The organism is Rhodococcus sp. YH3-3 (assembly GCF_001653035.1).
Taxonomy (GTDB): Bacteria; Actinomycetota; Actinomycetes; order Mycobacteriales; family Mycobacteriaceae; genus Rhodococcus_F; species Rhodococcus_F qingshengii.
Map to the genome: position 1 here is coordinate 99,116 of NZ_BCWH01000004.1, position 22,084 is coordinate 121,199.

Genomic DNA, 22,084 nt, shown 5'->3' on the forward strand with positions numbered 1-22,084 from the left:
GCACTCTTGCTGTCGATCGCGTACCTCCCCAGATCGACGTTCTATGACCATCGGAATCGACTCCGTCGCGCGGACCGGCATGCTGAGCTCAAAGAAGCCATTCGTGAGACCTTCGAAGATGCGAAGGGCGCCTACGGGCACCGACGTATCCTCGCTATCCTGCGACGGCAGGGACGGCGGGTGGCGAAGAAAACCGTGCTCACACTGATGCGCGCCCTCGGACTGCAGTGCCTGGTGCGTCGTCGCAAACGGTACAACTCCTTCCGAGGAGAAGTCGGCGAGGCAGCCGAGAACGTGTTGAACCGCCAGTTCGCCGCAGAGACGGCGCACACCAAATGGGCAACAGACGTAACCGAGTTCAATATCGGCAGCTCCAAGGTCTACCTTTCGCCCATCCTCGATCTCCATGACAACCGAATCATCTCAGCGACGGCGGGGCCCTCTCCGAGCGTGAAGATGGTCACCGACAGCCTCCGCATGGCAATCGACACCCTCAACGCTGGAGAAAAGCCACTTCTCCACTCCGACAGTGAGACTGTTTGTGCCGGTGTTTTCGGATTTCCTGACCGTTAACGCATGGAGACGAGAGAATGCTGGTGCCGGGAGTTCCCAGTGTTCCTGACCCGCACTCCGATCGACGATCGTATGTCTTTCCTTGGATTTGTCGGTTCCTGGGAACCCCCGGTGAGGCGCTACGCCTCACCGTCGGGGTGACCTGAGGAGAGCCTGCACCACCAGGTGCTCATCACTGTCTTGTCCGCCGGTTCGGTCGATGCGCGGCGCCGCCTTGCTCATCGGTCAACGGAGAGGAAAGCGACATGACAAGGATGCCTGACAAAGCCGATCTCGATCAAGACCGGGAAGTGTTCGCCGGAGTCGATACCCACAAAGAACTGCACGTCGCCGCGGTGATCGATACCGACGACAACGTCCTCGGAACTCGCAGTTTTCCGACCACCCGAAACGGGTATCGAACCATGCTGACCTGGATCGGCGAGTACGGCAATCTGATCCGGATCGGTATTGAGGGCACTGGCTCCTACGGAGCTGGGCTGACCCGCCACCTCGCGAAAGCCGGCGTGACGGTACTCGAGGTGGACCGCCCCGATCGCTCGGACCGCCGCCGTAAGGGCAAAAACGACGACCTCGATGCCATTAACGCAGCGCGTGCAGCCAAAACCAACCGGCGCACCACCACCCCGAAATCGAAAGACGGTGCCGTCGAGTCACTTCGTGTGTTGAGGGTGACCCGAGCCCATTCGGTACGAGAGCGGCGCAGTGCGCTGCAACTATTGCGGATGACGATCATCTCCGCTCCCGACGAGCTGCGCGAGCAGGTCCGCGATCTGACGCGGATGCAGCTGATACGCCTCCTCGCCGCGTGGCGGCCGGATGTCTCGAACGCTACCGATCCTGTGACCGCCTACCGGGTTTCGCTGAAATCCCTGGCTCGCCGCTATCTCGAATTGACCGACGAGATCGCCGATCTCGACGAACTGATCAACCCGATCGTGAAAGCCCTCGCACCTCAACTACTCGAGCGCGTCGGAATCGGTATCGAAGTCGCCGGACAAATGCTTGTCACCGCCGGCGACAATTCCGATCGAATGAAATCCGAAGCCGCGTTCGCGATGCTATGCGGTGTCGCGCCGCTACCCGCATCTTCTGGCATGACCCAACGCCACCGCCTCAATCGCGGCGGTGACCGCCAAGCCAACCGAGCCTTGCATCTGGCCGTCATCGGCCGCATTCGACTCGACCCGAAAACCCAGGCCTACGTAGAGAAGAAAACCAGCGAAGGCCACTCGAAACTGGAAACCATTCGGTGCCTGAAACGCTACCTGGCTCGCGAGGTCTACTACCTCCTCAACCCTGGACCGCAGACCATCACCCCGAACACCCGACACCATCGAAAAGCAGCTTGACTCTCAGGAGAGCATCCAAGGTTTTCAGTACCGACATATCCTCTGGAGGGACACGCTGCGCGAAGCAGGGCTCACCCAGTCAATGTCCCGCAAAGGCACGTGCCTCGACAACGCCGTCATGGAAGGATTCTTCAGCCACCTCAAGGAGGAATGGTTCCGCATCCAGAAACCCGGAACTCTTGACGAGTTTCACTCAGGGCTCACCGACTACCTGCGATGGTGGAACACCACCCGCATTCAACAGCGACTCGGCTACCTCAGCCCCGACGAGTACCGCGCCCAAACACCCGCCATCGCATAAGGTTCCATTACGAGTCCAACTTTCGGGGTCCACTCCATTGCTTCGGCAGTACCTGCGCAAGAACGCTGACCTGCGCAGTTTCGCCCAGGATGACCTGAATAGGGTCGCGGACAGACTCAACGATCGGCCTCGGCGTGTGCTCGATTGGGATAGTCCACGTCAACGAGAAGAACGAGTGCTCGGTTCCTGCGCAACCGGATAGGAAAGCCGGCCGCCGAAGGCGGTTGGCATGATGGTGGGCATGGTTGCTACCGGACTTCCCGAACTCGATGTCGCGCGAGTCGTGAAGTACTGCGCCAGTAGAGTTCCCGATCACCTGCGTCATGATATTCGGGTCGAATATGACATCGCGGCCCGTCATGTGACGATCTGCGAATGCCGGCGGCCGTGGCGGGAGGACTTCGGCCCGGAGTGGACGCGATTTCCGATCGCCCGGCTGTATTACACGAAGAAGACCGGGTTGTGGACGTTGTATTGGCGGGATCAGCACCTCAAATTTCACCGCTACCAGTTCTTGGATCCGAGCCCTCATATTCAGGATTTACTCGATCACATCGAAAACGGTGGTGATCCGATCTTCTGGGGTTGATCCGTTATCGTCGGTGACGCGTTGACCTGTTGAGACCAAGTGAGTTTCTGAGAACTGGGCTCGACGCATATGAAGGCAGCGTGGTCGAAGAACTTCATCAGGCTTACGGTCGACTGCTTGCCGAACAGGGAAATCATGAGGACGCTGTGTGGTCGTTCCTCTCGGCAAGCGACACATCTGCTGCAGCGGCAGCAGGAGCGGAGGCCATCCAGTCAGTACTTCGACGAGGTGATTTCGCAATCGCAGACCAGTGGCTCCACCGGTTCGATACCGACAGCGTCCATACGTCCGAGGTGCTGACTCGTGCGCAATTGACAGTTGCCCTGGACCGCGAATCGTGGGCCGAAGGCGCAACGATCGCAGATCGATTGCTTGTTATGCAAGAGGGAGCAACAGCTGGACGAAGGCTGGATCCCGCGCTGGCCGGCATGATAGGCACCTGCTTCATTCATGTCGGCCGCCTTGAAGACGTTGTCACTGTCACCGACCACGCCCGGTCCGGCGATGCGACGGAGACATGGAGATTCGCGCTGGGAGTCGATATGGACGACCAGCCGAACCACTACCGTGACCGCCCCGGTGACCGCGGCGACGTCGTCGACGGACTCCTCCACCGAATCGATCTGATGCATGGTCGATTCGAACGAGTTCTGACCCACACGCCTGCGCCCTGGGCAGCATCGCGTTCGAGTCGGATCGCGGCGCTCCGGGCCACCGGCCGACTCGTCGAGGCTCAACAGCTGCTCGACGAAGCATCAATTCATCGCAATTCCCCTGCGCTGGCACGCATCCGGATCGCACTTGCCGTTGACCGTGGCAGCACACTCGAACTCCCCGAATTATTTCGGCACAGTCGTACGATCGCGATGCGCAGTAGCCCCTTCTGTGTGATGCTCCACGAGTTGCAGGAAGCCATGGTTGCCCTTCGAGTCACACACGACATCGACGACGCTCACCGTGCGCTCGATCGTGTGGAGAGCGACCCAACTGCTCGCAGACGCGTACGAATCCTCGAGCAACTCCATATGTGGCGAGGGCTCCTCGCACTCTTTCGGTCGGACCTCGACACCGCACACACGCACCTGGTTTCTGCCATCGAGACGATGCGGCGCTGGGATCGGCAGTTCTTCCTTCCCACCGCATTTGTGTATATGTCGGAAACCCGGTGGCGACTCGGGCAAGGAGACCTCGCAGATGAAGCTGCCGATCATGCGCTCGCCGCGGCTATGACACAGGGTTCCGATCACCTTCTCCTGCAGGCGCTCCACGAATTTCCGTCCGTCGTGTCGCGTCGGCTGGACTCGGAGCCAGAGACGGATACCACGTGGCACCTACTCGGCCGATCGGTCTTGACAGATCGTGGGGCCCCGCAGCCGAAGCGGGCACGCAATCGTATGACATTGGCCTCCGTATCCGTTGCCCCGCCGGTGAGGATGACAGAGTTCGGCCACAGTTCCATCCTTTCCGGCGGAAACAACATTGTCCCAAAACTCACCAAAAGTGTTGAACTACTGGCACTTTTGGGAGCAAATGGAGGCACAGCGAAGAAGACCACACTGATGGAGGGCCTGTTCGACGGACGTTCCGATGAAAGTGCGAAGTCGTACCTCCGCCAGACGATCAACCGACTCAGAGAGGCCTTTCCGGAACATTCTGTCGTCGATACCGACCGAACACACGTCCACTGGATCGGTGGATACCTGAGCAGCGAGTCGGTCGAGTTCGAGCATGCCGTCCGACAATCCATGCGACTGCAAGGCACTGCACGGTTCGATGCCGCAACACGCGCCCTCACGATTGTGGACAATGGCGATTACCTCGACGGATTCGATTCGACCTTCACTGTGAACCGTCGACAAGATCTGCGTGAAATGGCTACCGATACTCGATACGACGCAGCGGCCACCGCCTTCTCCCTCGGCAATCTCGAGTCTGCTGCGAACTATGTCAGGGACGTGCTCATCGATGATCCGTACCGCGAGAGCACCTGGAGGCTGTCGATGAAAGTCGCCGCTGCGATGGGCCACGACGATCGCGTGATCAGCGCATTTCGCCGATGCCAGGACACGCTGGCCGAGCTACAGACCTCCCCTGCACAGTCGACCAGACGACTACTCGAACAATTGCGGAGTTAGCACTCGACCTTCTCGAGGATCGATCCACTCTTGAAAACGATCGTTATCACCGCTACATTCAGTCATACGGTCGGACCAAACCCGACGAACGCGCCCACGGAAGGACCACCAGGTCACATGAACGACTTCAGCAGCGACTTCACCGACGTCACCTACAAAGTAGACAACGGCCTCGCCTGGATCACCATCAACCGACCCGACCGCTACAACGCATTCCGCGCCCGCACCGTCGACGAACTCGTCAAAGCCTTCAAACACGCCTGGGGCAGCAACGACGTCGGCGCCATCGCCCTCACCGGCGCCGGAAACAAAGCCTTCTGCGCCGGCGGCGACCAAAAACAACGCATGGAAACCGGCGACTACGGCCCCTCCGACAGCGGACTCTTCGAAGTCGAAGCCCTCCACCGCGTCATCCGCGACGTCACCAAACCCGTCATCGCCGCCGTCAACGGCGTCGCCGTCGGCGGCGGACACGTCCTCCACCTCCTCTGCGACCTCACCATCACCACCGAAGACGCCATCTTCGGCCAAAACGGACCCCGCGTCGGATCCTTCGACGCCGGACTAGGAACCGGATACCTCGCCCGCACCATCGGCGAAAAACGCGCCCGCGAAATCTGGTTCCTCTGCCGCCGCTACACCGCCCAACAAGCCCTCGACTGGGGCCTGGTCAACAAAATCGTCCCCGCCGACCAACTCACCACCGAAGTCCGCACCTGGGCCGACGAAATCCTCCAACTCTCCCCCACCACCCTCAAAATCCTCAAACAATCCCTCAACGCCGACACCGAACACTTCATCGCCCAAGGCGCCATGGCCATCTCCACCCTCAAAATCTTCGGCGAATCCGACGAAGCCAAAGAAGGCATCACCGCCTTCAACGAAAAACGCACACCCGACTTCAGCAAAGACCGCGGCAACTAAACCCACACCCGACGGCCGGTGGCGACGACGACCATCGGCCTCACGGCACGAGATCAGTGATCTGAACGATTCCCAGATCGTACGAAGCAACCCGGCTGATTCTCCGACAAACCGGCAACGAATTCTGCAGGTGACGCGAGACAATGATCCATCGAGTGCTACATTTAGGTCCGATCATTAGACCAGCAACTGGGGGATGTCATGGCATGGGCCACCGAAAGAGTCGTCAAGGCCAGTCGATCAACCATACAGCTCACACCGATGGAAGTTCCGAAAGCATCGGACGTGCTGGCTAATGAACTGCGCGAGCGCATTCTCAGCGGCGAATACGAGGAGGGCACGCCTCTGCCGCCCGAGCGTGAACTGGTGGTCCAGACGCGCATGAGCCGCACCACTGTTCGTGAAGCTCTGCGAATCCTGGAAGTCCAAGGCCTCGTACGCATCAAGGCTGGACGCGCCGGCGGCGCCTTCGTGCAAAAGCCCGGTGGCGAGTCGATGGCGAACTCTGTCGCACTTTTGATCCGGGGGCAGCAGATCCGACTCGCCGCTCTGCACGAGACACGTGAAGCAATTGAACCATTCTGCGCTCGACTGGCCGCCAAGTACCGAACCGCAGAGGATCTCCGAGCACTCGACGCCGCCAACGAGGCAATCGCAGCGGCCGGCGACGACCTCGACGCATTTCTCCGCGCAAACGTGGATTGGCATGTGGGCGTGTCCAATGCAAGTCACAACGAACTCTTGATGGGCATGATGACGGCACTTTCGCGTGCCATCTACACGGCAACCGAGAACGAAGGCTTCATCACCGACACGGTGCGCTCGACTACCCTCCGCGCACACCGCAGCATCACACGCGCCATCCGCGAACAAGACCCGGATGCCGCACTTCGCCGCATGACAAGGCATGTGCATTCCTACGCAGAAGCGGCTCTGGCAGTCGACGAGCGTGTCGACATCACCTTGCCCGCCGACGAATAGAACCTCTCCAACTCCGGTCGTAAAGTGAACGGTCCCGCGGGAACTCCTGCGGGGCCGTTCACTTTACGTGCAGAATCCTTCCTGACGTAGGCGTGCACCGCGACTCGATCGAGCCTTGGCAGAATCACTCGATGCAGAATTGGACCAATGGTATTATCGGTCAGACCGATAGGGAGAGTTCATGTCATTAAGAGACACACCTGACGATCACGTCATCGATACCGTCCAGTTCGACGTAGAAGCCGGCAAGGTTCGCGAGTTCGCCCGTGCAACCTTCACCGAAGATCCTGTACACACCGATCGAACCCTGGCGATGTCAGCAGGATTCGCCGGTGTCCCCGCCACCGCGACCCACACGGTTGTATCGGGACATCATCGCAATCAACGCGCCTTCGTCGACTCCCTCGGACTGGCACTTGAACGCGTAGTGGTCGGTGGAGTGAAATGGGAGTACCTTCGCCCGCTGGTTACCGGGGACTCGTTGACCGGCGTGAGACGAGTGGCGAAAGACGAGATTCGAGAGGGCAAACGCGGCGGCACGATGCGTGTGATCACCCTCGAAACCGAGTTCGTCGACGCGCACGGCGCCACGGTGGCGCGGCAGCAGGAAACCATCATCGAGCGGGGCGGCGGATCATGAGATCACCAGTGACAGTATCGATCGGCGCGGGACCCGAATCTCGAACCGTGGGGCCGATCAGCCAAACCGACATTGTCCGGTTCGCCGGTGCCGGTGGAGATTTCAATCCTCTGCACCACGATCCGGAGTTCGTTCGATCATCTGGGTTCCCCGGAGTTATCGCCATGGGACAAATGCACGCGGGCATTCTTGCCGGCTTACTGTCCGACTGGGTGGGCGTAGAACACATCCGGGAATACGAAGTTCGATTTGTTGCTCCGGTGTTCCTCGGTGACATCTTGACTGCCTCCGCTATCGTGACATCCGTGAACTCCGGCGGCGACGGCGACGGCGACGGCGACGGCGACGGAACAACCTTGGCCACAGTCGAACTCACGCTCACTCGAGGCGACGACACGGCCATTCGGGGATCTGCGCTGGTTGTCGCCGCGAATGACCAATAGTTCCGCCCTCTGAGCAAAAACGAATCTGCCCGCCAGGCTGGACTCCTGACCGAAGTCAGTGGGTCGGCCCGGCGGGCAGATATCTCACCCACACAACGCGAGAGATCTACTCGATGCCCGCTGCGCGATGCGCGGCCTCGAGGAACGACCGCACCAGCTCCGGGTCCTTGTAGTACAGATCTCCCACGCCTTTGTCTGCGCGTCGACGCCCGTACTCGTACAACACCGCGAGCTTCCACAACGCCAACGCCGTGTACCACCCGATGTTCGTGAGATCGGCACCTGTGCTCGCCGAATAGCGCTGTGCCAGTTCATCTCGCGTCGGGTATCCCTCCTCGAGAGTAGCCGTACCGAGCTCAGCCGTGGGAGTGAGCGGTTCTCCCTCGACCGGATAGGAGGCGAGGAAGTACCCGACGTCGAACAGCGGATCTCCTACCGTCGCAAGCTCCCAATCCAGTACAGCGGCAATGCGCCCCGGCGAATCAGGCGCCAGGATGACGTTACCGATCCGGTAATCGTTGTGGATGATCGACGCCCCTGACTCCGTGGGCACGTTAACCGACAACCACGCGTCGATGGCAGCAAACTCCGCTGGAGGATTTCCGGCTTCGTCGGCCACCAGCTTTCCCATACGCTCAAGGTGACGGCGATTGAATCCCTCGGGTTTTCCGATGTCGGACAGCCCGGCGGCACGCCAATCGACCTGGTGCAATGCCGCCAGCGTGTCGATCAGTGCCTCACCGATCTTGCGCCGATCCTCCGGTGAACTCAGCGACTCAGGTGTCTCCGTCGTGACGACGGGTCCCTGGACATGGCTCATGACGTAGAACGGGACGTCGAGGACGTCGCCGACCTGGCCCGTTGCCAGCACATCGGCGACGGGAACGCCTGTATCGCGCAGGGCGTCGATGAGCCGGGCCTCACGCAGCATGTCGTGCGCGCCGCGCGGCACCGGCGGAGGCGGCGGACGACGCAGCACCACACGTGCGTTTCCATCCGTCACCAGGTAGGTGAGGTTGGAGTGACCGTCACCGATCGTCGCCGTGCTGACCGGTCCTGCGGCAATGCCTCGGTCTTCGAGGAACACCGCAAGCTGCGCTCGTTCGGATTCGGACCATTCCCACATCTCGTGCTCTCGTTTCCGTTATTGCCCGGTAAACCGGGGTGCTCGCTTCTCCTTGAAGGCTGCGAGGGCTTCGGGCATGTCTTGGCCACGCGTCAGTAGCGCCTGACCACGATTCTCGAGCTCGAGGGCAGCCGCATACGACGACACCTCCTGGTTGCGTTGCAGTGCGCGCTTGGACATTCGGACTCCACCTGGCGAGTTGAGTGCGATGTCGTTTGCCATGGCCACTGCTGCATCCATGAGCTCCTCCGACGGTACAACGCGGTTGGCCATACCGATCTTCACGGCCTCATCCGCTCCGACCAACCGTGCGGTGTAACCGATCTCGGCGGCACGGCCGTAGCCCACCAGCCGTGTCAGCTGCCACGACGTCCCGAGCTCACCAACGGACAATCCTACTTTCACGAACGCCGCACTGAACTTGGCGGTTGGTGCCAGCAGCCTGATGTCTGCGGCGAGCGCAAGTGCCATCCCACCACCGGTCGCCGCGCCATGAATGGCTGCGATGACCGGAAAAGGTAGATGACGAATGGCGGCGAGTCCGCCGGTGGCCGTCTCCTGGAACTTCAGGAAGTCGCGGACGCCCATCGTCGTGATGACGTCAATCTCCTCCAGATCGAATCCGGCGCAGAACGCCCGCTCTTCCGCTCCCCGAATGATCAGTGCCCGCGCGTCGGTATCGCGTAACGCGTACGCGACCGTGTTGTACTCGGTGAACATCTGCACCGTCTGCGAGTTCATCCGCTCCGGCCGGTTGATCGTCAGGACGACGATCTTGCCGGGCAGCACATCCAGCCGGAGTGTCTCGAGTTCGGGCGGGTTGTAGTTGATCAATTCGGTCGACGTGTCGTTGATATCTGTGCTGGTCATCGGCTTGTCACTTTCCCGTAAAGCGCGGAGCGCGCTTTTCTTTGAATGCCGCCAGCGCTTCCGGCATGTCCTGACCTCGGGTCAGCAGCGCCTGGCCCCGGTTTTCGAGTTCCAGCGCTGCAGCGTAGGACGCAACCTCCATGTTGGCCTGCAGCGCTCGCTTGGACAACTGCACGCCACCTGGCGAATTGGAGCAGATTTTCTCAGCCATGGACACAGCCTCGGAAATGAGCGCATCGGGCGGAACGATTGTGTTGATCAGGCCGATATCTTCAGCCTCGACCGCGTCGATCAAGCGTCCGGTGTAGGCGAACTCCGCAGCGCGGGCAGGGCCGATCAACCGGCTCAGCAGCCATGAGGCCCCCAAATCGCCCGCAGACAAACCGATTCGAACGAAGGCCGCGTTGAATCGCGCCGCCGAGGAACCGATGCGAATGTCGGCGGCCAGCGAGAGTGAGAGCCCACCACCGGCTGCTGCACCGTTAACGGCAGCAATGACAGGAATGCGCATCGAACGGATCGCCGCGAGACCCCGCGCTGCGAGTTCCTGCTGATCGAGCATTCCCAGAGGAGACAGCGAGGATAGGTGGTCGGCATCGTCGAGGTCGTATCCGGCGCAGAACGCCCTTCCCGCTCCGGTCAGGATGAGGACGCGGACATCGTCGTCACGATCGAGAGCGCGTGCAAGAGTTTCGAGTTCGACGAACATGACGTTCGTCATCGAGTTCATACGGTCCGGACGGTCTAGGGTCGCCAATGCGACGCCGGGCGATGGTTCTGTGAGCTCGATGGTCTCCAAGTCAAGCTTCGGAAGGCTCATAGCGACATACTCCTCATTCATAATTGGCCGGAGTCGGCCTGGTCGGTATCCGTGGCTAGCTGACTGCGAATATCAGGAACTCGCATCACGCGAAGTTCGGTGCTCGCTTCGCCAGAAACGCCGTGATGCCTTCCTTTGCCTCGCCGTCTTCGAACAGCTGCTGCTCCTGGGCGACCTCGTAGGCAAAACCCTCCTCGATCGGGGTATCGAACGCGGCACCGACCGTCCGAATCACTGCACGCTGCGCGGGAAGCGACATGGTGCACAGCAAGCGCGCCAATTCGAGTGCTGCAGTGGTTGCGGTTCCGGCATCAACGAGTCTGTCCACCAAACCGATGGCATGAGCCTCATCCGCCGGGACCTGACGTGCGGTGAGCATGATATCGAGAGCACGGCCACGGCCGACAAGACGCGGAAGACGCTGTGTACCACCAGCTCCCGGAATGAGACCCAGCTTGACCTCAGGCAGACCGAACTGTGCGGACGCACCACCGACACGGAGAGTGCAGGCCATTGCCAGTTCGAGACCGCCACCGAGAGCCAGGCCGTCAACTGCTGCGATCGAGATTCGATCCGCGGACGCAAGCCGATCGAGCGCGCTTCGCAACTGGTCGCCGTATGCGGTGAACGACTCCGCGTCGACGGCTGCCATGTGCTTGATATCAGCGCCGGCCGCGAAGAAGTTCGGGATGCTGGACGATACGACGACCACCTTGATCCCACCGTCCGCATCAGCGGCGTCGAGGGCTGCGTTCAGACCTTCGATGATAGGGAGCCCCAACGCGTTTGCGGGGGTACGCGCCATGGTCACGACCATGATGCCGCCCTCGACGACACTCCACTCGACTGCGGCTGTTGCGGTATCTGACATGGGAACGTCCTCATCTGTTCTTGACGCCTGTTCGGCATTTGAGTCCTACAATACTAATTGTAGGACCAAAATGGAAGCGTTTAGCAACCTGATCGTTCGCCCGAATTCCTCCGACAGTGCCCCTGCTACGGGCAACCACAGCAGGGGCACTCATCGAAACTTCGGCCGAATCAGGCCATTGTCAACCCGCCACTGACGGACAAGGTCTGGCCCGTCACGTACTCGGCCGCGTCGGAGGCGAAGAATGCAACAGCAGCTGCAACGTCGCTCGGCTTGGCGAGCCGCTTCATCGGGACGGCACGAGTCATGCCGGCGAGAACCTTGTCCGCGTCGTCTCCGGAGTTGGAGGCGAACTTGCGCAGAGCCGGGGTGTCGGTCGGACCGGGGCACACCGTGTTGGCGGTGACACCCTTGGTTGCAATCTCACGAGCGAGGGTCTTCGTGAAGGCGATGATGCCACCCTTCGCGCCTGAGTAGACCGCCTCGAGTGAAGAGCCGACGCGGCCGGCGTCAGAGCCGACGTTGACGACGCGGCCGAAACCGCGCTCGATCATGCCAGGCACAACTGCCTGGGTGACACGAAGCGCTCCCTTGAAGTTGATCTCCAGGACCCGATCCCAGAATTCCTCGGTGGTGTCGAGGAACTTCATGAAATCGTCCCAACCTGCGTTGTTGACGGCGATCTCGATCGGTCCGAGCTGAGCCGACACCTCCTTGACGGCAGACTGCACCGATGCCGTGTCGGTGACATCGACCCGCACCGCGATAGCCTCACCGCCCGCTGCGTTGATCTCTGCTGCGGTGGCCTCAGCAGCCTCGATGTTGAGATCGGCGACGGCCACGCGGAAACCCTGCGCGCCCAATGTCTCCGAAATACCCTTGCCGATACCCTGTGCACCACCGGTCACGAACGCGACTCTGTTGCTCATGTCTACTCTTTTCTCTTTCGATAACGATAACGATTAATTGCGCTAGCTAGCGAGGGTGTTCCACGTGATCGGGCCGGCGATGATGGAATGGCTCGACAGCTTCCGTCCGAGTACGGACTGCGCCTCACGCGCGGAGTCGATGATCTTGCCGAGATCGAGGCCGGTTTCGACATCCATCTCATGGAACATGCTCACGAGATCTTCGGTAGCGATGTTGCCGGTGGAGCCGGCGGGCACCGGGCAGCCACCCAGTTCGCCGAAGCTCGATTCGAAACTTGCACAGCCGGATTCGAGCGCTGCGTAGGCGTTGGCCAAGCCCTGGCCGCGGGTGTTGTGAAAGTGAGCGGTGATCTCGACGCCTGGCAGTCGGTCGATCGCCGCAGCGAAGAACTTCGATGCGTAGGCAGGGTTGCACATACCCGTCGTGTCACCGAAACCGATCTCGGTTGCCCCGGCCTCGGCAAAACGCTGAGCCAGATCCAGCACCCGTTCCATTTCGACGTGCCCTTCGTAGGGGCATCCGAATGACGTCGCGATCACAGCAGCGCATGTGAGGCCCTCGTCGACGATTCGACGAGCCATACCGTCGTTGTCCGCCATCGTCTGATCCACCGTGCGATTGACGTTCTTGAAGTTGTGCGTCTCCGACGCACTGACAAAGATCGCCACCTCGTGAAAGGTGTCCTTGACCTTCAAGGCATTATCCAGGCCACGCGAGTTGGGTACGAGCACCATGAGGCGAACGTCATCCGGAACGTTGATCCGACTGAGAACCTCGACGCCGTCGGACAGCTGCGGAATGACATCGGGCCGAACAAAACTCGCGACCTCGATTCGCTTGAGACCACTGCGCCCGAGACTGTCGATCAATCTCACCTTGTCGTCGGTCGAGATAGTCTCCGGTTCGTTCTGGAAACCGTCGCGCGGACCCACTTCACGGATCTTCACACTTGCCGGTCGAGCCATGATTTCTTTCCTCTCCCCTGCCGCGTCTAGGACGCGCAGTCCGTTAGTGTCAGGCTCCGCTTGAGGAGCTCACGATGCTCCGGAGCTGCGACGGCTGTCAGCCGACGTGCCCGTTCAGCCAGTCCCACGCCGCGTAAGCTCGCGACGCCGTGTTCGGTCACGACGAAATCCACGTCAGCACGAGCCGTGGTCACCGAGCCGAAATCCAAGGTGGCCTTGATCGTGGACTCGCCGCGTGAGGTCGATCGCAGGGCGATGATGGAGCGGCCACCGGTCAGTGACGCAGCTCGACAGAAATCCACCTGGCCACCCACAGCGCCTACGTAGGACTCACCACGCGTCTCCGCCCCCACCTGTCCGGTGAGATCAACTTCGATTGCCGAATTGATCGCTACCAGGTTGCGAAGTTGTGACAGCACGCTCGGCGCGTGTGTGTAACTGGCAGGCAGAAACTCGATGGGGAGGTCGGCGAGCCTGTCGTACAGTGCCGACGTCCCCAACGCCGCGCCGGTCACGAGCACGCCGGTGTCGATCTCCTTGCGCGCTCCGGTCAGGACACCCTTGTCGATCAGGGATACCACTCCGTCCGAGATCATTCCCGAATGCAAGCCGAGATCGCGGTGGTTCGACAACGCGGACAGGACAGCACCCGGCAATGACCCGACACCGGTCTGGATCGTATCGCCGTCCGTGACGAGCCCGGCAACGTTCGACGCGATGGCCACCTCGACTACTGACGGTGCCCGGTCGGGGACCTCTGGCAATGGCCGATCCGTCTCGAGCATCGCAGCGAATCGACTGACGTGTAGTTTCATCGCTCCCCTCGTTACCGGCATGTGCCTGTTCATCTCGGCGATCAGCACCCGGGTATGGGGAATCGCGTCGGCGACGTAGTCGACACCGACCCCGAGAGAGCAGTATCCGTCAGCGTCGGGCAGCGAGACCTGGATCAAGCCGACATCGCATGGCAGCAGCTTCTGTTCGAAGAAACGCGGCAACGCCGAGTAGTGGCACGGCACAACATCGAGCAATCCGCGACTGCTCAATTTCCCCAGCTCACCGAGTCCGCCGTACGAGATGACACTGAGCTGGTCCGGCACGACGTCGGCAAATGTCTTGTCCAGCGACATACCGACAAAGGCACTGACCGAGCCGATGTCGGGGATTTGCCTCAGTAGTGCATGCACCAACGGCGTCGGCTCTGCTGTGGTCTGGCTCCACCACACGCCCGAGCCCTCTGCGATGTACGGCGTCAGATCGATCATCACTAGATCCGTTGCACCAGAGTTGCCGTGCCTAGACCGCCGCCGCAGCACATGGTGACCAGTCCGATCTCCGCGTCCCGACGCTCTAGTTCCGCAACGACCGTAGCGACGAGACGGGCGCCGGTGGCGCCAACGGGATGTCCCATGGCGATGGCTCCACCATTGACATTGACACGACCCATGTTGGGTTTGAGCTCGCGTTCCCACGCCAACACGACGGAGGAGAACGCTTCGTTGATCTCGACGAGATCGATGTCGTTCATCGTCATCCCGTTGCGTTCAAGCAGCTTTCGGGTAGCCGGGATGGGTCCGGTGAGCATGATGATCGGATCGACCCCGACCGTGGTCTGGTCGAGGATACGTGCCTTACCTGTCAGACCGTGCTGCTCTGCAGCCTCACGAGAGGCCAGCAGAAGACCTGCACCGCCATCCGAAATCGGCGACGACGTACCTGCGGTGACGCGGCCGTTTACCTCACGGAACACGGTTCGCAGCTTGGCGAGCGTCTCTATGTCGGTGCCTGGCCGCACAGTCTGGTCGGTTGTACGGATCTCGCCGGCCAGCTCGAGCGGAATCATTTCCGCAGCGAGGCGGCCTGCATCGGACGCCTCGGCGGCCAATCGGTGCGAACGGACGGCAAACTCGTCCATCTCCTCGCGGGAGATATTCCATTGCTCGGCAATGAGTTCCGCGCTTTCGCCCTGCGTGACGAACGAGTACCGATCGCGCAGTTCGCTCGGCCACGGTTCGCCGTACAGCTCGGAAATCTTGGCAGGCGAGTTCATCGGAACGTGCTGCATATGTTCGACACCACCGGCAATGACAATATCGTGTGTACCCGAACCGATCAGCGCCGCACCCATTTCCACTGCTGTCTGCGCCGATCCGCAGCGCCGATCAAGCGTAACGGCCGGAACCTCGGCCGGGTAGCCTGCCTGCAACCACGCGTTGCGACCGATGTTGCGAGACTGCTCGCCGAACGGCGCGGTGCAACCGATGATCAGATCCTCGACTACGGCCGGGTCGAGTCCACTGCGTGCAATCAGTGAGGTATAGACCGCGCCGAGGATCTCGTTGGGGTGCGTGTCCCGATACCAACCACGATCGGGATGCGACTTGCCCATCGGAGTCCGGACTCCGTCGACGACAAGAACCTCACGGGCAGAACGGATGAAGGGATTGCTCCGGTTGCTCATCAGATGACCGTCCCGCCGTCGACAGGCAGTACCTGCCCGGTGATGTACGAAGCCCCGTCGGATGCGAAGAAGACAAACGTTGCCGAGATCTCGTCTGGTTCTGCCCACCGGCCCAGCGGGATGCGGGCGAGGGTCTTCGCCGCGAGTTTCTCGTTGCTTCGGATGTTCTCCGTCATCGGTGTTGCCGCGAGCGGCGCAATGGCGTTGACCGTGATCTGCTTGCGCGCCAATTCCTTTGCCAAGGACTTGGTCAAGCCGATGATGCCGGCCTTTGCTGCGCCGTAGTTCGCCTGACCGATGGTCCCGGTCAGTCCGGCAGCTGACGTCACGTTGATGATCCGGCCCTTGCCGTCTTCGGGTAGATACGGCAAAGCTGCCTGCGAGCAGACAAAGCTGCCGTTCAGATGGATGTCGACAATGCGCCGGAAGTCATCCGCGCTGAGGTTCGGCACCATGTTCGGTGCAATCGCCCCCGCGTTGTTGACGACGATGTGGAGAGTTCCATCAGCGAGAGCTGCAGCTTGCTCAGCGGCCGCGGCTGCCTGGTCACCGTCGCGCACGTCCAGAATCGCCGATTTCGCGATTCCACCACTTTCCACGATCGACGCCGCGACAGCCGCTGCGCTGTCACCGTTGACATCGGTAACCAATACTGCGGCACCGGCTCTCGCGAATGCTCGGGCCACCGACGCGCCGATTCCGCTGCCGGCTCCGGTAACGAGGGCGGACCTACCGCTCAAATCAAACATCAGTAACTCCTGGGAAGTCCGAGGACGTGCTCGCCCAGATAGTTCAGGACCATTTCCTGACTGAGCGGCGCGATCCGGGTGAGTCTTGCTTCACGGAAGTAGCGGGCAACGTGGTATTCCTCCGAGTAGCCCATGCCGCCGTGCGTCTGAAGGGCACGGTCTGCCGCCTCGAATCCTGCATCCGCGCATAGGTATTTGGCCATGTTGGCTTCGCGTGCACACGCCCGACCGTTGTCGTAGAGCCACGTAGCCTTGCGTAGTACGAGTTCCGCGGCATCGAGGCGAGCCAGCGAATCCGCGAGAGGGAATTGGATGCCCTGGTTCTTGCCGATCGGGCGGCCGAATACCTCACGTTCCCCGCCGTACTGCACAGCTTTCCGCAGCGCAACGCGTCCGATGCCGAGCGCTTCTGAGGCAACCAGCATGCGCTCGGGGTTGAGGCCGTCGAGAATGTACTTGAAGCCCTGCCCCTCCTCGCCGACACGGTCCTCGACCGGAATCTCGAGGCCGTCGATGAACAGCTCGTTGGAGGTGACCGCGTTGCGGCCCATCTTCTTGATCGGCCGGATCTCGACCTTGCTGCGGTCGAGATCGGTGAGAAACAGAGTCAGACCGTCGGTCTTCCTCTTGGAGTCCTCGAACTTGGTTGTGCGAGTGAGAAGAAGGATCTTTTCGGACTCCATCGCCTTGGAGATCCATACCTTGCGACCGTTGACGATGTACTTGTCGCCTTCACGACGCGCAAAAGTCGTGATACGCGTGGTGTCAAGACCTGCACCGGGTTCGGTGACACCGAAACAGACGTGGAGGTCACCACTGACGATACGCGGCAGCGTTCGCTGCTTCAGTTCCTCGGAGCCGTGAACGATCACCGGATGCATGCCGAAGATCGACAGGTGCATCGAGCTCGCACCGTTCATACCTGCACCGGAGGCTGCCACCTCTTCAAGCAGAATCGATGCCTCGGTAATGCCCATTCCATGTCCGCCGTACTCTTCCGGCGTCGTGATGCCCAGCCAGCCGCCGCGTGCGAATGCGTCGTAGAACTCCCTGGGGAATTCATGTTCGGCGTCCTTGTCCATCCAGTACTGATCGTCGAACTTTCCGGCGAGCTCACGTACGGCGTCGCGAATCGTTACCTGATCCTCGGTGAGATCGAAGTCCACAGCAGTCGTCCCGTCTCCATAAAGTATGTTTGGACTTAATATACTAAAGGACAGACCAAAAAGTCAACGCCTACACGGCAACATTCGGAAGCAACGGAAGCGCCTCAGCGATACGCTCATTCCAGACCGCCGGGGCACCGAACAAGTTCTCGTCGAGCTTCGCGCGCTTGTAGAACAGGTGCAGGTCATGTTCCCAGGTGTAGCCGACGGCGCCATGAATCGTGAGCGCCGAATCTGCCGCTCCCACACCGGATGCCGTCACCTGCGCCTTGGCCGTGGCGGCATGCAACGCCCGTTCTTCGTGCCCCGTACGAACGGATTCTGCCGCGTAGTACACGATCGAACGCGCCGCCTCCACCGAGACGAGAATCGCCGCCGCAGCATGCTTGACCGCCTGGAACGAACCGATCGGAACACCGAACTGCTGACGCGTCTTGCTGTATTCCACCGCCAGTTCCAGCATCTTCTCCATAGCCCCGAGCGAATCAGCCGCCGTGAGAACAGCTGAAGCCAGCGAGACTTCGGACAATGCTCCAGCACCCGCCTCAAGCGGCTCGACCGCCACCCCCTCGAACCTGACTGTCGCCACCGAACGCGAGCGATCGAGCAGAACCGACCTCTCCACCGAGACACCCGGAGCACTGGACGCAACAGAAACGAGCTGCACTCCGTCAGCTCCGGCCACCGGAACGACCAAGTGATCTGCACGATCCGCACCGAGGACCGAAGCGACGACACCGGTCACCACATTGCCCGAAACCGCCAGTGTGGGCGGTGCATCCAACGGACGCGACGAGTCCGCGACCACCGCGGCGAATTCACCGCTCTGCAACACCTTTTCTGCGAGGTCCGGCGGCAACAGCGGCGCAGCGAGGACCGAGGCAGTCCAGGCACTGGACGGCGCGGCGCACCTCGCCAATTCCACTGCTGTCAACGCTAATTCGAGCAGTCCACCGCCTTGACCACCTATATCCTCCGACAGCCCGACCGAAAACCAACCGTCCGAGACGAATTTCGAATCGAAGTCCGATGAGTCACCGGAGTCGAACCAACCTCGAACTGCGTCGGACGGCGCGAACTTCTCGACCCACCCACGCATGGACTCGCGGTACATTTCCTGATCCTGGGAGAGCTCCCATCGCATACGCCAGCTCCTAATCCTTGAGGACAGCGATTTATCTGCATCCGAACGATGCAGTCATAGGTCGGATATTACATTAGGTCAGACCGTTAGACCAGTAATGTCGACTCCCAGGGCCTTCTGGTTACAGTTGCCAGCCCACGGCAATTTGGTCGATATTGAATTTGGTCAGGCCATATGTTTCGATATGTGACACAACACACCACAACCGCTACGTTCGCCAGTCTCCTTGCCATACGGCCAGGAGGCCGCGAAAGACCCAAGGGAGTTGCTCGAGTGAACACCGCGAGCCTGCAGTCGCAAAACACTGGCCGACAGCTGAACCGGTGGTGGTACGTCGGCACCGGATTCATCACCTTGCTGTTCGGAACCACAATCGTCAATGTCCTGTTCAACGTTCTCGGCAAGCCGATGAGCGAAGAATTCGGATGGGAACGAAGCGTCATCAGCAACGGATTGTCGATCGAAACCGTCGTGGTGGGCATCAGTATCGTCGTGCTGGGCTTTCTCATCGATCGATACGGTCCCCGAACACCGTCAGTGCCCATGTCACTGGCCTTCGGAATCGGTCTCGTGCTCATGGCAGCATTACCGAACAGTCAGCTGGCGTTCTACGCACTCTGCGTACTGATCGGCGCCGGAGCGGGCGCGGTCAATCCCGTAGCGCACTCGACCGTCGTCAGTGCCTGGTTCCACGACCGACGCGGTATTGCGCTCGGCATCCTCATGGCCGGCCTCGGCGCCTGCGGCGTGGTCATGCCGTACCTCGCCAACCTCATCCTCGATCTCGCCGGCTGGCGCATGGCGTTCCTGATCATCGGCACGCTCAGTACGATCATTCCCGCATCGGTCTACGCGTTCATCACTCGAATGCCGGATACCCATGACGCCGAACGAAAGTCCGCACGAACCGAAGGCAGGGTTGCCGGTGAATCGCTGTGGACCATCGCCACGAAGTACCGCCAATTCTGGCTGCTGTCGATAGCCATTTTCCTGGTCTCATCAGCCACATTCGGGATCATGTCTCAAGTAATACCGATGACGACGGACAAGGGCATCTCGCAGAGCACCGCTGTCGCCATATTGTCCGCAATGAGTCTCTCGTCCATCGCAGCGCGTCTGCTGGTGGGATTCCTTCTCGACCGCTTCTACGCACCTGTCATCGGCACGATAATTTTTGCGTTGTGCGCTGTCGGCGTCTTTCTCATGATCGGATCCGACACCGTCTCTGTTCTGGTGCTCGCAGCAGCCATGATCGGACTCGGATTGGGTGCCGAAGGCGACCTCGCCGCGTACATGGTCAGCCGCTATTTCCCACAGCACTCCTATGGGCGCGTTCTCGGCTTCATCTACTTCCTCTATGCCCAGGGCTCAGCTTTCGGAATCTTTGCGCTCGGCCAGATCTTCTCCGCAACAGGCTCGTACACCGCCGGCACGATACCGATTGTCGTGCTTGTCGCAGTGGGCATCGTGTGCCTGCTCTTCATGGGTCCCTACCGATTCACTCTCGACCACAAGTCGATCACCTCGGACACCACAGCGACATCCACAGACGAATCGGTGCAGGTACCGGTCAAATGACATGAATCCTCCACCCAGCTCATAGTCAGTGCCAGCGGAGAAGACGCGTCAGCGTCCACCGCCACGCGATTACGCCGAAGGGCCCGGGAGCAGTTCTGAACTGCTCCCGGGCCCTTCATGTTTCGACGCCACTCGGGCGTCAGTGCGCCATCAACTGCGAGGCATTCCGAGCATGCGTTCCGCGACGATATTGCGTTGGATGAACGTGGATCCGCCGGCGATGGCGGTGCCACGCCCTTGATACGCCAATCGCATCCACTTTGCAGCGCCCTGGCCCGGATCGTCAACGTCGAGTTGGCCACCGAGCGGCTCGAGCGAGAGCCGGAAATCGGCCAAGTCTTCAACCAAAGGGCAGAAGTAGAGCTTACCGATCGACGTCACAGGCCCGGGAGGACCGTCATCGGCAGCGAGAGTCACCACACGCTGACCTATCAGGTAGTGAATCAACGCACGCCCGTAGAGGTCAGCAACCTTCTGGCGGATCGCCGGCTTCGCGCCGATCGGCCCGTCGTCGTCGACCATGCCGGCAACATCCTCGATGATGTCGGACACCGCTCGTGTGGTGTTTACGCGACCCGTCGCAATCGCAACGCGTTCGTAGCCGAGGGTTCCCATTGCAACCGTCCAGCCGCCGTCGATCTCCCCGACTACCAGTTCGTCGGGGATGAAGACGTCGTCGAGGAACACCTCGTTGAACTCGGCCTCACCGAGCATGTGCTCGAGCGGTCGAATGGAGAGGCCGGGGCTGTCCATCGGCACCAGAAAGAACGTAATGCCCTTGTGCCGTGGCCCACCGCCGGTGCGAGCAAGGAGGATTGCGTGTTGGGCGATATGCGCGCGGCTGGTCCAGATCTTCTGACCGTTGATCTTCCACCCGCCGTCAACTTTCGACGCCTTCGTGCGCAGTGAGGCCAGGTCGGAGCCGGCGTCGGGCTCGGAAAAGAGCTGGCACCAGATCTCGTCACCGGTCAGAATCGGCTTCAAGAATCGTTCTTTTTGCGCGTCGGTTCCGAAATCACTGATGGTGGGACCCGCAAAATCCTCACCGATCGTGTTCAAACGCTCCGGCGCACCGGCTCTGTCGAGCTCTTCCGCGAAGATCGCCCGGCGGATCGGATCGGCGCCTTGCCCTCCGTGTTCCTTGGGCCAGGACAGTCCGGCGTAGTCAGCGTCGAAAAGAATTTGCTGCCACTGCTTCCAGAACGGGACCTTGTCCACCAAGGTCACCGGCTCGGGCCAGGGAAGACGTGGCAAAACCTCGGCCACCCACGCCCTGACCTCACTGCGGAACTGCGCCTCTTCCTTCGAGTCGGCAAGATCCATGTTCGTCCTCCTATCCCGTAATTGGTTTAATTCTACTATAGGTCCGACCAAAACTTAACGAAGGACGGCCATGGAGAAACAGAAATCCGCCAGCGCCGAAGAGACCCACTACAAACGAAGCCGCGGCTGCCATCCCCCCGAGG

Annotated in this window: 22 protein-coding genes; 10 read left to right on the forward strand and 12 right to left on the reverse strand. The window is 60.7% G+C overall.

Features of this window, described 5'->3' with window-relative positions; translation table 11 throughout:
* Window positions 1-6: 6 nt before the first annotated feature.
* The 9 genes from YH3_RS31815 (at window position 7) to YH3_RS31855 (ending at window position 7,938) form a co-directional block, all read left to right on the forward strand.
* On the forward strand, window positions 7-573 hold the full coding sequence (locus YH3_RS31815; RefSeq protein ID WP_064444770.1) for an IS3 family transposase: 567 nt from the start codon (window positions 7-9) through the stop codon (window positions 571-573).
* Window positions 574-818: 245 nt separating this feature from the next.
* Window positions 819-1,925, forward strand: a complete 1,107-nt coding sequence (locus YH3_RS31820) for an IS110 family transposase (protein WP_082920510.1) — start codon at window positions 819-821, stop codon at window positions 1,923-1,925.
* Window positions 1,926-1,980: 55 nt separating this feature from the next.
* Entirely contained in the window at window positions 1,981-2,226 is a 246-nt protein-coding gene (locus YH3_RS31825) for an IS3 family transposase (protein ID WP_274522705.1), read from the forward strand.
* A 241-nt stretch (window positions 2,227-2,467) separates the two neighbouring features.
* Window positions 2,468-2,815 carry a DUF3024 domain-containing protein gene (locus YH3_RS31830; protein ID WP_064444846.1) on the forward strand — a complete coding sequence of 116 codons (348 nt, stop codon included), beginning with the start codon at window positions 2,468-2,470 and terminating at the stop codon, window positions 2,813-2,815.
* Between the two features lie 80 nt (window positions 2,816-2,895).
* Window positions 2,896-4,950 carry a bacterial transcriptional activator domain-containing protein gene (locus tag YH3_RS31835; protein WP_064444772.1) on the forward strand — a complete coding sequence of 685 codons (2,055 nt, stop codon included), beginning with the start codon at window positions 2,896-2,898 and terminating at the stop codon, window positions 4,948-4,950.
* A gap of 117 nt (window positions 4,951-5,067) precedes the next feature.
* Window positions 5,068-5,874, forward strand: a complete 807-nt coding sequence (locus tag YH3_RS31840) for an enoyl-CoA hydratase-related protein (protein ID WP_064444773.1) — start codon at window positions 5,068-5,070, stop codon at window positions 5,872-5,874.
* A gap of 261 nt (window positions 5,875-6,135) precedes the next feature.
* Window positions 6,136-6,855 carry a FadR/GntR family transcriptional regulator gene (locus YH3_RS31845; RefSeq protein WP_042446895.1) on the forward strand — a complete coding sequence of 240 codons (720 nt, stop codon included), beginning with the start codon at window positions 6,136-6,138 and terminating at the stop codon, window positions 6,853-6,855.
* 181 nt (window positions 6,856-7,036) lie between these two features.
* A complete protein-coding gene (locus YH3_RS31850) occupies window positions 7,037-7,495 on the forward strand; it encodes a MaoC family dehydratase N-terminal domain-containing protein (RefSeq protein WP_042446836.1) in 459 nt (152 codons plus the stop codon).
* Window positions 7,492-7,938: a MaoC/PaaZ C-terminal domain-containing protein gene (locus YH3_RS31855; RefSeq protein WP_082920725.1), complete on the forward strand. Its 447-nt coding sequence runs from the start codon at window positions 7,492-7,494 to the stop codon at window positions 7,936-7,938. The genes YH3_RS31850 and YH3_RS31855 overlap by 4 nt, the downstream gene beginning before the upstream one ends.
* A 106-nt stretch (window positions 7,939-8,044) precedes the next feature.
* On the opposite strand, the gene YH3_RS31860 is transcribed toward YH3_RS31855, so the two are convergent.
* From YH3_RS31860 to YH3_RS31910, 11 genes are all read right to left on the reverse strand, one after another.
* Window positions 8,045-9,064, reverse strand: coding sequence for a phosphotransferase family protein (locus YH3_RS31860; protein WP_064444774.1), 1,020 nt, complete (start codon window positions 9,062-9,064; stop codon window positions 8,045-8,047).
* 18 nt (window positions 9,065-9,082) lie between these two features.
* Window positions 9,083-9,934: an enoyl-CoA hydratase/isomerase family protein gene (locus tag YH3_RS31865; protein ID WP_080726554.1), complete on the reverse strand. Its 852-nt coding sequence runs from the start codon at window positions 9,932-9,934 to the stop codon at window positions 9,083-9,085.
* Between the two features lie 7 nt (window positions 9,935-9,941).
* Window positions 9,942-10,754, reverse strand: coding sequence for an enoyl-CoA hydratase/isomerase family protein (locus YH3_RS31870; RefSeq protein WP_064444848.1), 813 nt, complete (start codon window positions 10,752-10,754; stop codon window positions 9,942-9,944).
* A gap of 85 nt (window positions 10,755-10,839) precedes the next feature.
* Window positions 10,840-11,625 (reverse strand): enoyl-CoA hydratase/isomerase family protein, encoded by a 786-nt coding sequence (locus YH3_RS31875; RefSeq protein ID WP_064444775.1) that lies wholly within the window; start codon window positions 11,623-11,625, stop codon window positions 10,840-10,842.
* Between the two features lie 170 nt (window positions 11,626-11,795).
* Window positions 11,796-12,554, reverse strand: a complete 759-nt coding sequence (locus YH3_RS31880; protein WP_042446844.1) for an SDR family NAD(P)-dependent oxidoreductase — start codon at window positions 12,552-12,554, stop codon at window positions 11,796-11,798.
* A gap of 42 nt (window positions 12,555-12,596) precedes the next feature.
* Window positions 12,597-13,520, reverse strand: coding sequence for a hydroxymethylglutaryl-CoA lyase (locus tag YH3_RS31885; protein WP_042446847.1), 924 nt, complete (start codon window positions 13,518-13,520; stop codon window positions 12,597-12,599).
* Window positions 13,521-13,546: 26 nt separating this feature from the next.
* Complete coding sequence (locus YH3_RS31890; RefSeq protein ID WP_064444776.1) at window positions 13,547-14,785, reverse strand: acetyl-CoA hydrolase/transferase family protein; 1,239 nt, start codon at window positions 14,783-14,785, stop codon at window positions 13,547-13,549.
* Window positions 14,786-14,787: 2 nt separating this feature from the next.
* Window positions 14,788-15,981 (reverse strand): thiolase family protein, encoded by a 1,194-nt coding sequence (locus YH3_RS31895; RefSeq protein WP_082920726.1) that lies wholly within the window; start codon window positions 15,979-15,981, stop codon window positions 14,788-14,790.
* The gene (locus tag YH3_RS31900; RefSeq protein WP_064444777.1) at window positions 15,981-16,730 is read right to left on the reverse strand and encodes an SDR family NAD(P)-dependent oxidoreductase; all 750 of its coding nucleotides are present in this window, start codon (window positions 16,728-16,730) and stop codon (window positions 15,981-15,983) included. Before YH3_RS31900 ends, YH3_RS31895 begins: the two co-directional genes overlap by 1 nt.
* The gene (locus tag YH3_RS31905) at window positions 16,730-17,896 is read right to left on the reverse strand and encodes an acyl-CoA dehydrogenase family protein (RefSeq protein WP_064444778.1); all 1,167 of its coding nucleotides are present in this window, start codon (window positions 17,894-17,896) and stop codon (window positions 16,730-16,732) included. The genes YH3_RS31900 and YH3_RS31905 overlap by 1 nt, the downstream gene beginning before the upstream one ends.
* A 70-nt stretch (window positions 17,897-17,966) precedes the next feature.
* Window positions 17,967-19,040, reverse strand: coding sequence for an acyl-CoA dehydrogenase family protein (locus tag YH3_RS31910; protein ID WP_064444779.1), 1,074 nt, complete (start codon window positions 19,038-19,040; stop codon window positions 17,967-17,969).
* Between the two features lie 273 nt (window positions 19,041-19,313).
* Here YH3_RS31910 and YH3_RS31915 point away from each other — a divergent pair, with 273 nt between their 5' ends.
* A complete protein-coding gene (locus YH3_RS31915; protein ID WP_064444780.1) occupies window positions 19,314-20,618 on the forward strand; it encodes an MFS transporter in 1,305 nt (434 codons plus the stop codon).
* A gap of 150 nt (window positions 20,619-20,768) precedes the next feature.
* On the opposite strand, the gene YH3_RS31920 is transcribed toward YH3_RS31915, so the two are convergent.
* Window positions 20,769-21,941, reverse strand: coding sequence for an acyl-CoA dehydrogenase family protein (locus YH3_RS31920; RefSeq protein ID WP_042446865.1), 1,173 nt, complete (start codon window positions 21,939-21,941; stop codon window positions 20,769-20,771).
* Window positions 21,942-22,084 lie beyond the last annotated feature (143 nt).

Bases quoted from the DNA above. Each gene is read 5' to 3' on its own strand.
- YH3_RS31820 (WP_082920510.1), top strand. From the start codon at position 819: ATGACAAGGATGCCTGACAAAGCCGATCTCGATCAAGACCGGGAAGTG.
- YH3_RS31830 (WP_064444846.1), top strand. From the start codon at position 2,468: ATGGTTGCTACCGGACTTCCCGAACTCGATGTCGCGCGAGTCGTGAAG.
- YH3_RS31840 (WP_064444773.1), top strand. From the start codon at position 5,068: ATGAACGACTTCAGCAGCGACTTCACCGACGTCACCTACAAAGTAGAC.
- YH3_RS31845 (WP_042446895.1), top strand. From the start codon at position 6,136: ATGGAAGTTCCGAAAGCATCGGACGTGCTGGCTAATGAACTGCGCGAG.
- YH3_RS31850 (WP_042446836.1), top strand. From the start codon at position 7,037: ATGTCATTAAGAGACACACCTGACGATCACGTCATCGATACCGTCCAG.
- YH3_RS31855 (WP_082920725.1), top strand. From the start codon at position 7,492: ATGAGATCACCAGTGACAGTATCGATCGGCGCGGGACCCGAATCTCGA.
- YH3_RS31860 (WP_064444774.1), bottom strand. From the start codon at position 9,064: ATGTGGGAATGGTCCGAATCCGAACGAGCGCAGCTTGCGGTGTTCCTC.
- YH3_RS31865 (WP_080726554.1), bottom strand. From the start codon at position 9,934: ATGACCAGCACAGATATCAACGACACGTCGACCGAATTGATCAACTAC.
- YH3_RS31870 (WP_064444848.1), bottom strand. From the start codon at position 10,754: ATGAGCCTTCCGAAGCTTGACTTGGAGACCATCGAGCTCACAGAACCA.
- YH3_RS31875 (WP_064444775.1), bottom strand. From the start codon at position 11,625: ATGTCAGATACCGCAACAGCCGCAGTCGAGTGGAGTGTCGTCGAGGGC.
- YH3_RS31880 (WP_042446844.1), bottom strand. From the start codon at position 12,554: ATGAGCAACAGAGTCGCGTTCGTGACCGGTGGTGCACAGGGTATCGGC.
- YH3_RS31885 (WP_042446847.1), bottom strand. From the start codon at position 13,520: ATGGCTCGACCGGCAAGTGTGAAGATCCGTGAAGTGGGTCCGCGCGAC.
- YH3_RS31890 (WP_064444776.1), bottom strand. From the start codon at position 14,785: ATGATCGATCTGACGCCGTACATCGCAGAGGGCTCGGGCGTGTGGTGG.
- YH3_RS31895 (WP_082920726.1), bottom strand. From the start codon at position 15,981: ATGAGCAACCGGAGCAATCCCTTCATCCGTTCTGCCCGTGAGGTTCTT.
- YH3_RS31900 (WP_064444777.1), bottom strand. From the start codon at position 16,730: ATGTTTGATTTGAGCGGTAGGTCCGCCCTCGTTACCGGAGCCGGCAGC.
- YH3_RS31910 (WP_064444779.1), bottom strand. From the start codon at position 19,040: ATGCGATGGGAGCTCTCCCAGGATCAGGAAATGTACCGCGAGTCCATG.
- YH3_RS31920 (WP_042446865.1), bottom strand. From the start codon at position 21,941: ATGGATCTTGCCGACTCGAAGGAAGAGGCGCAGTTCCGCAGTGAGGTC.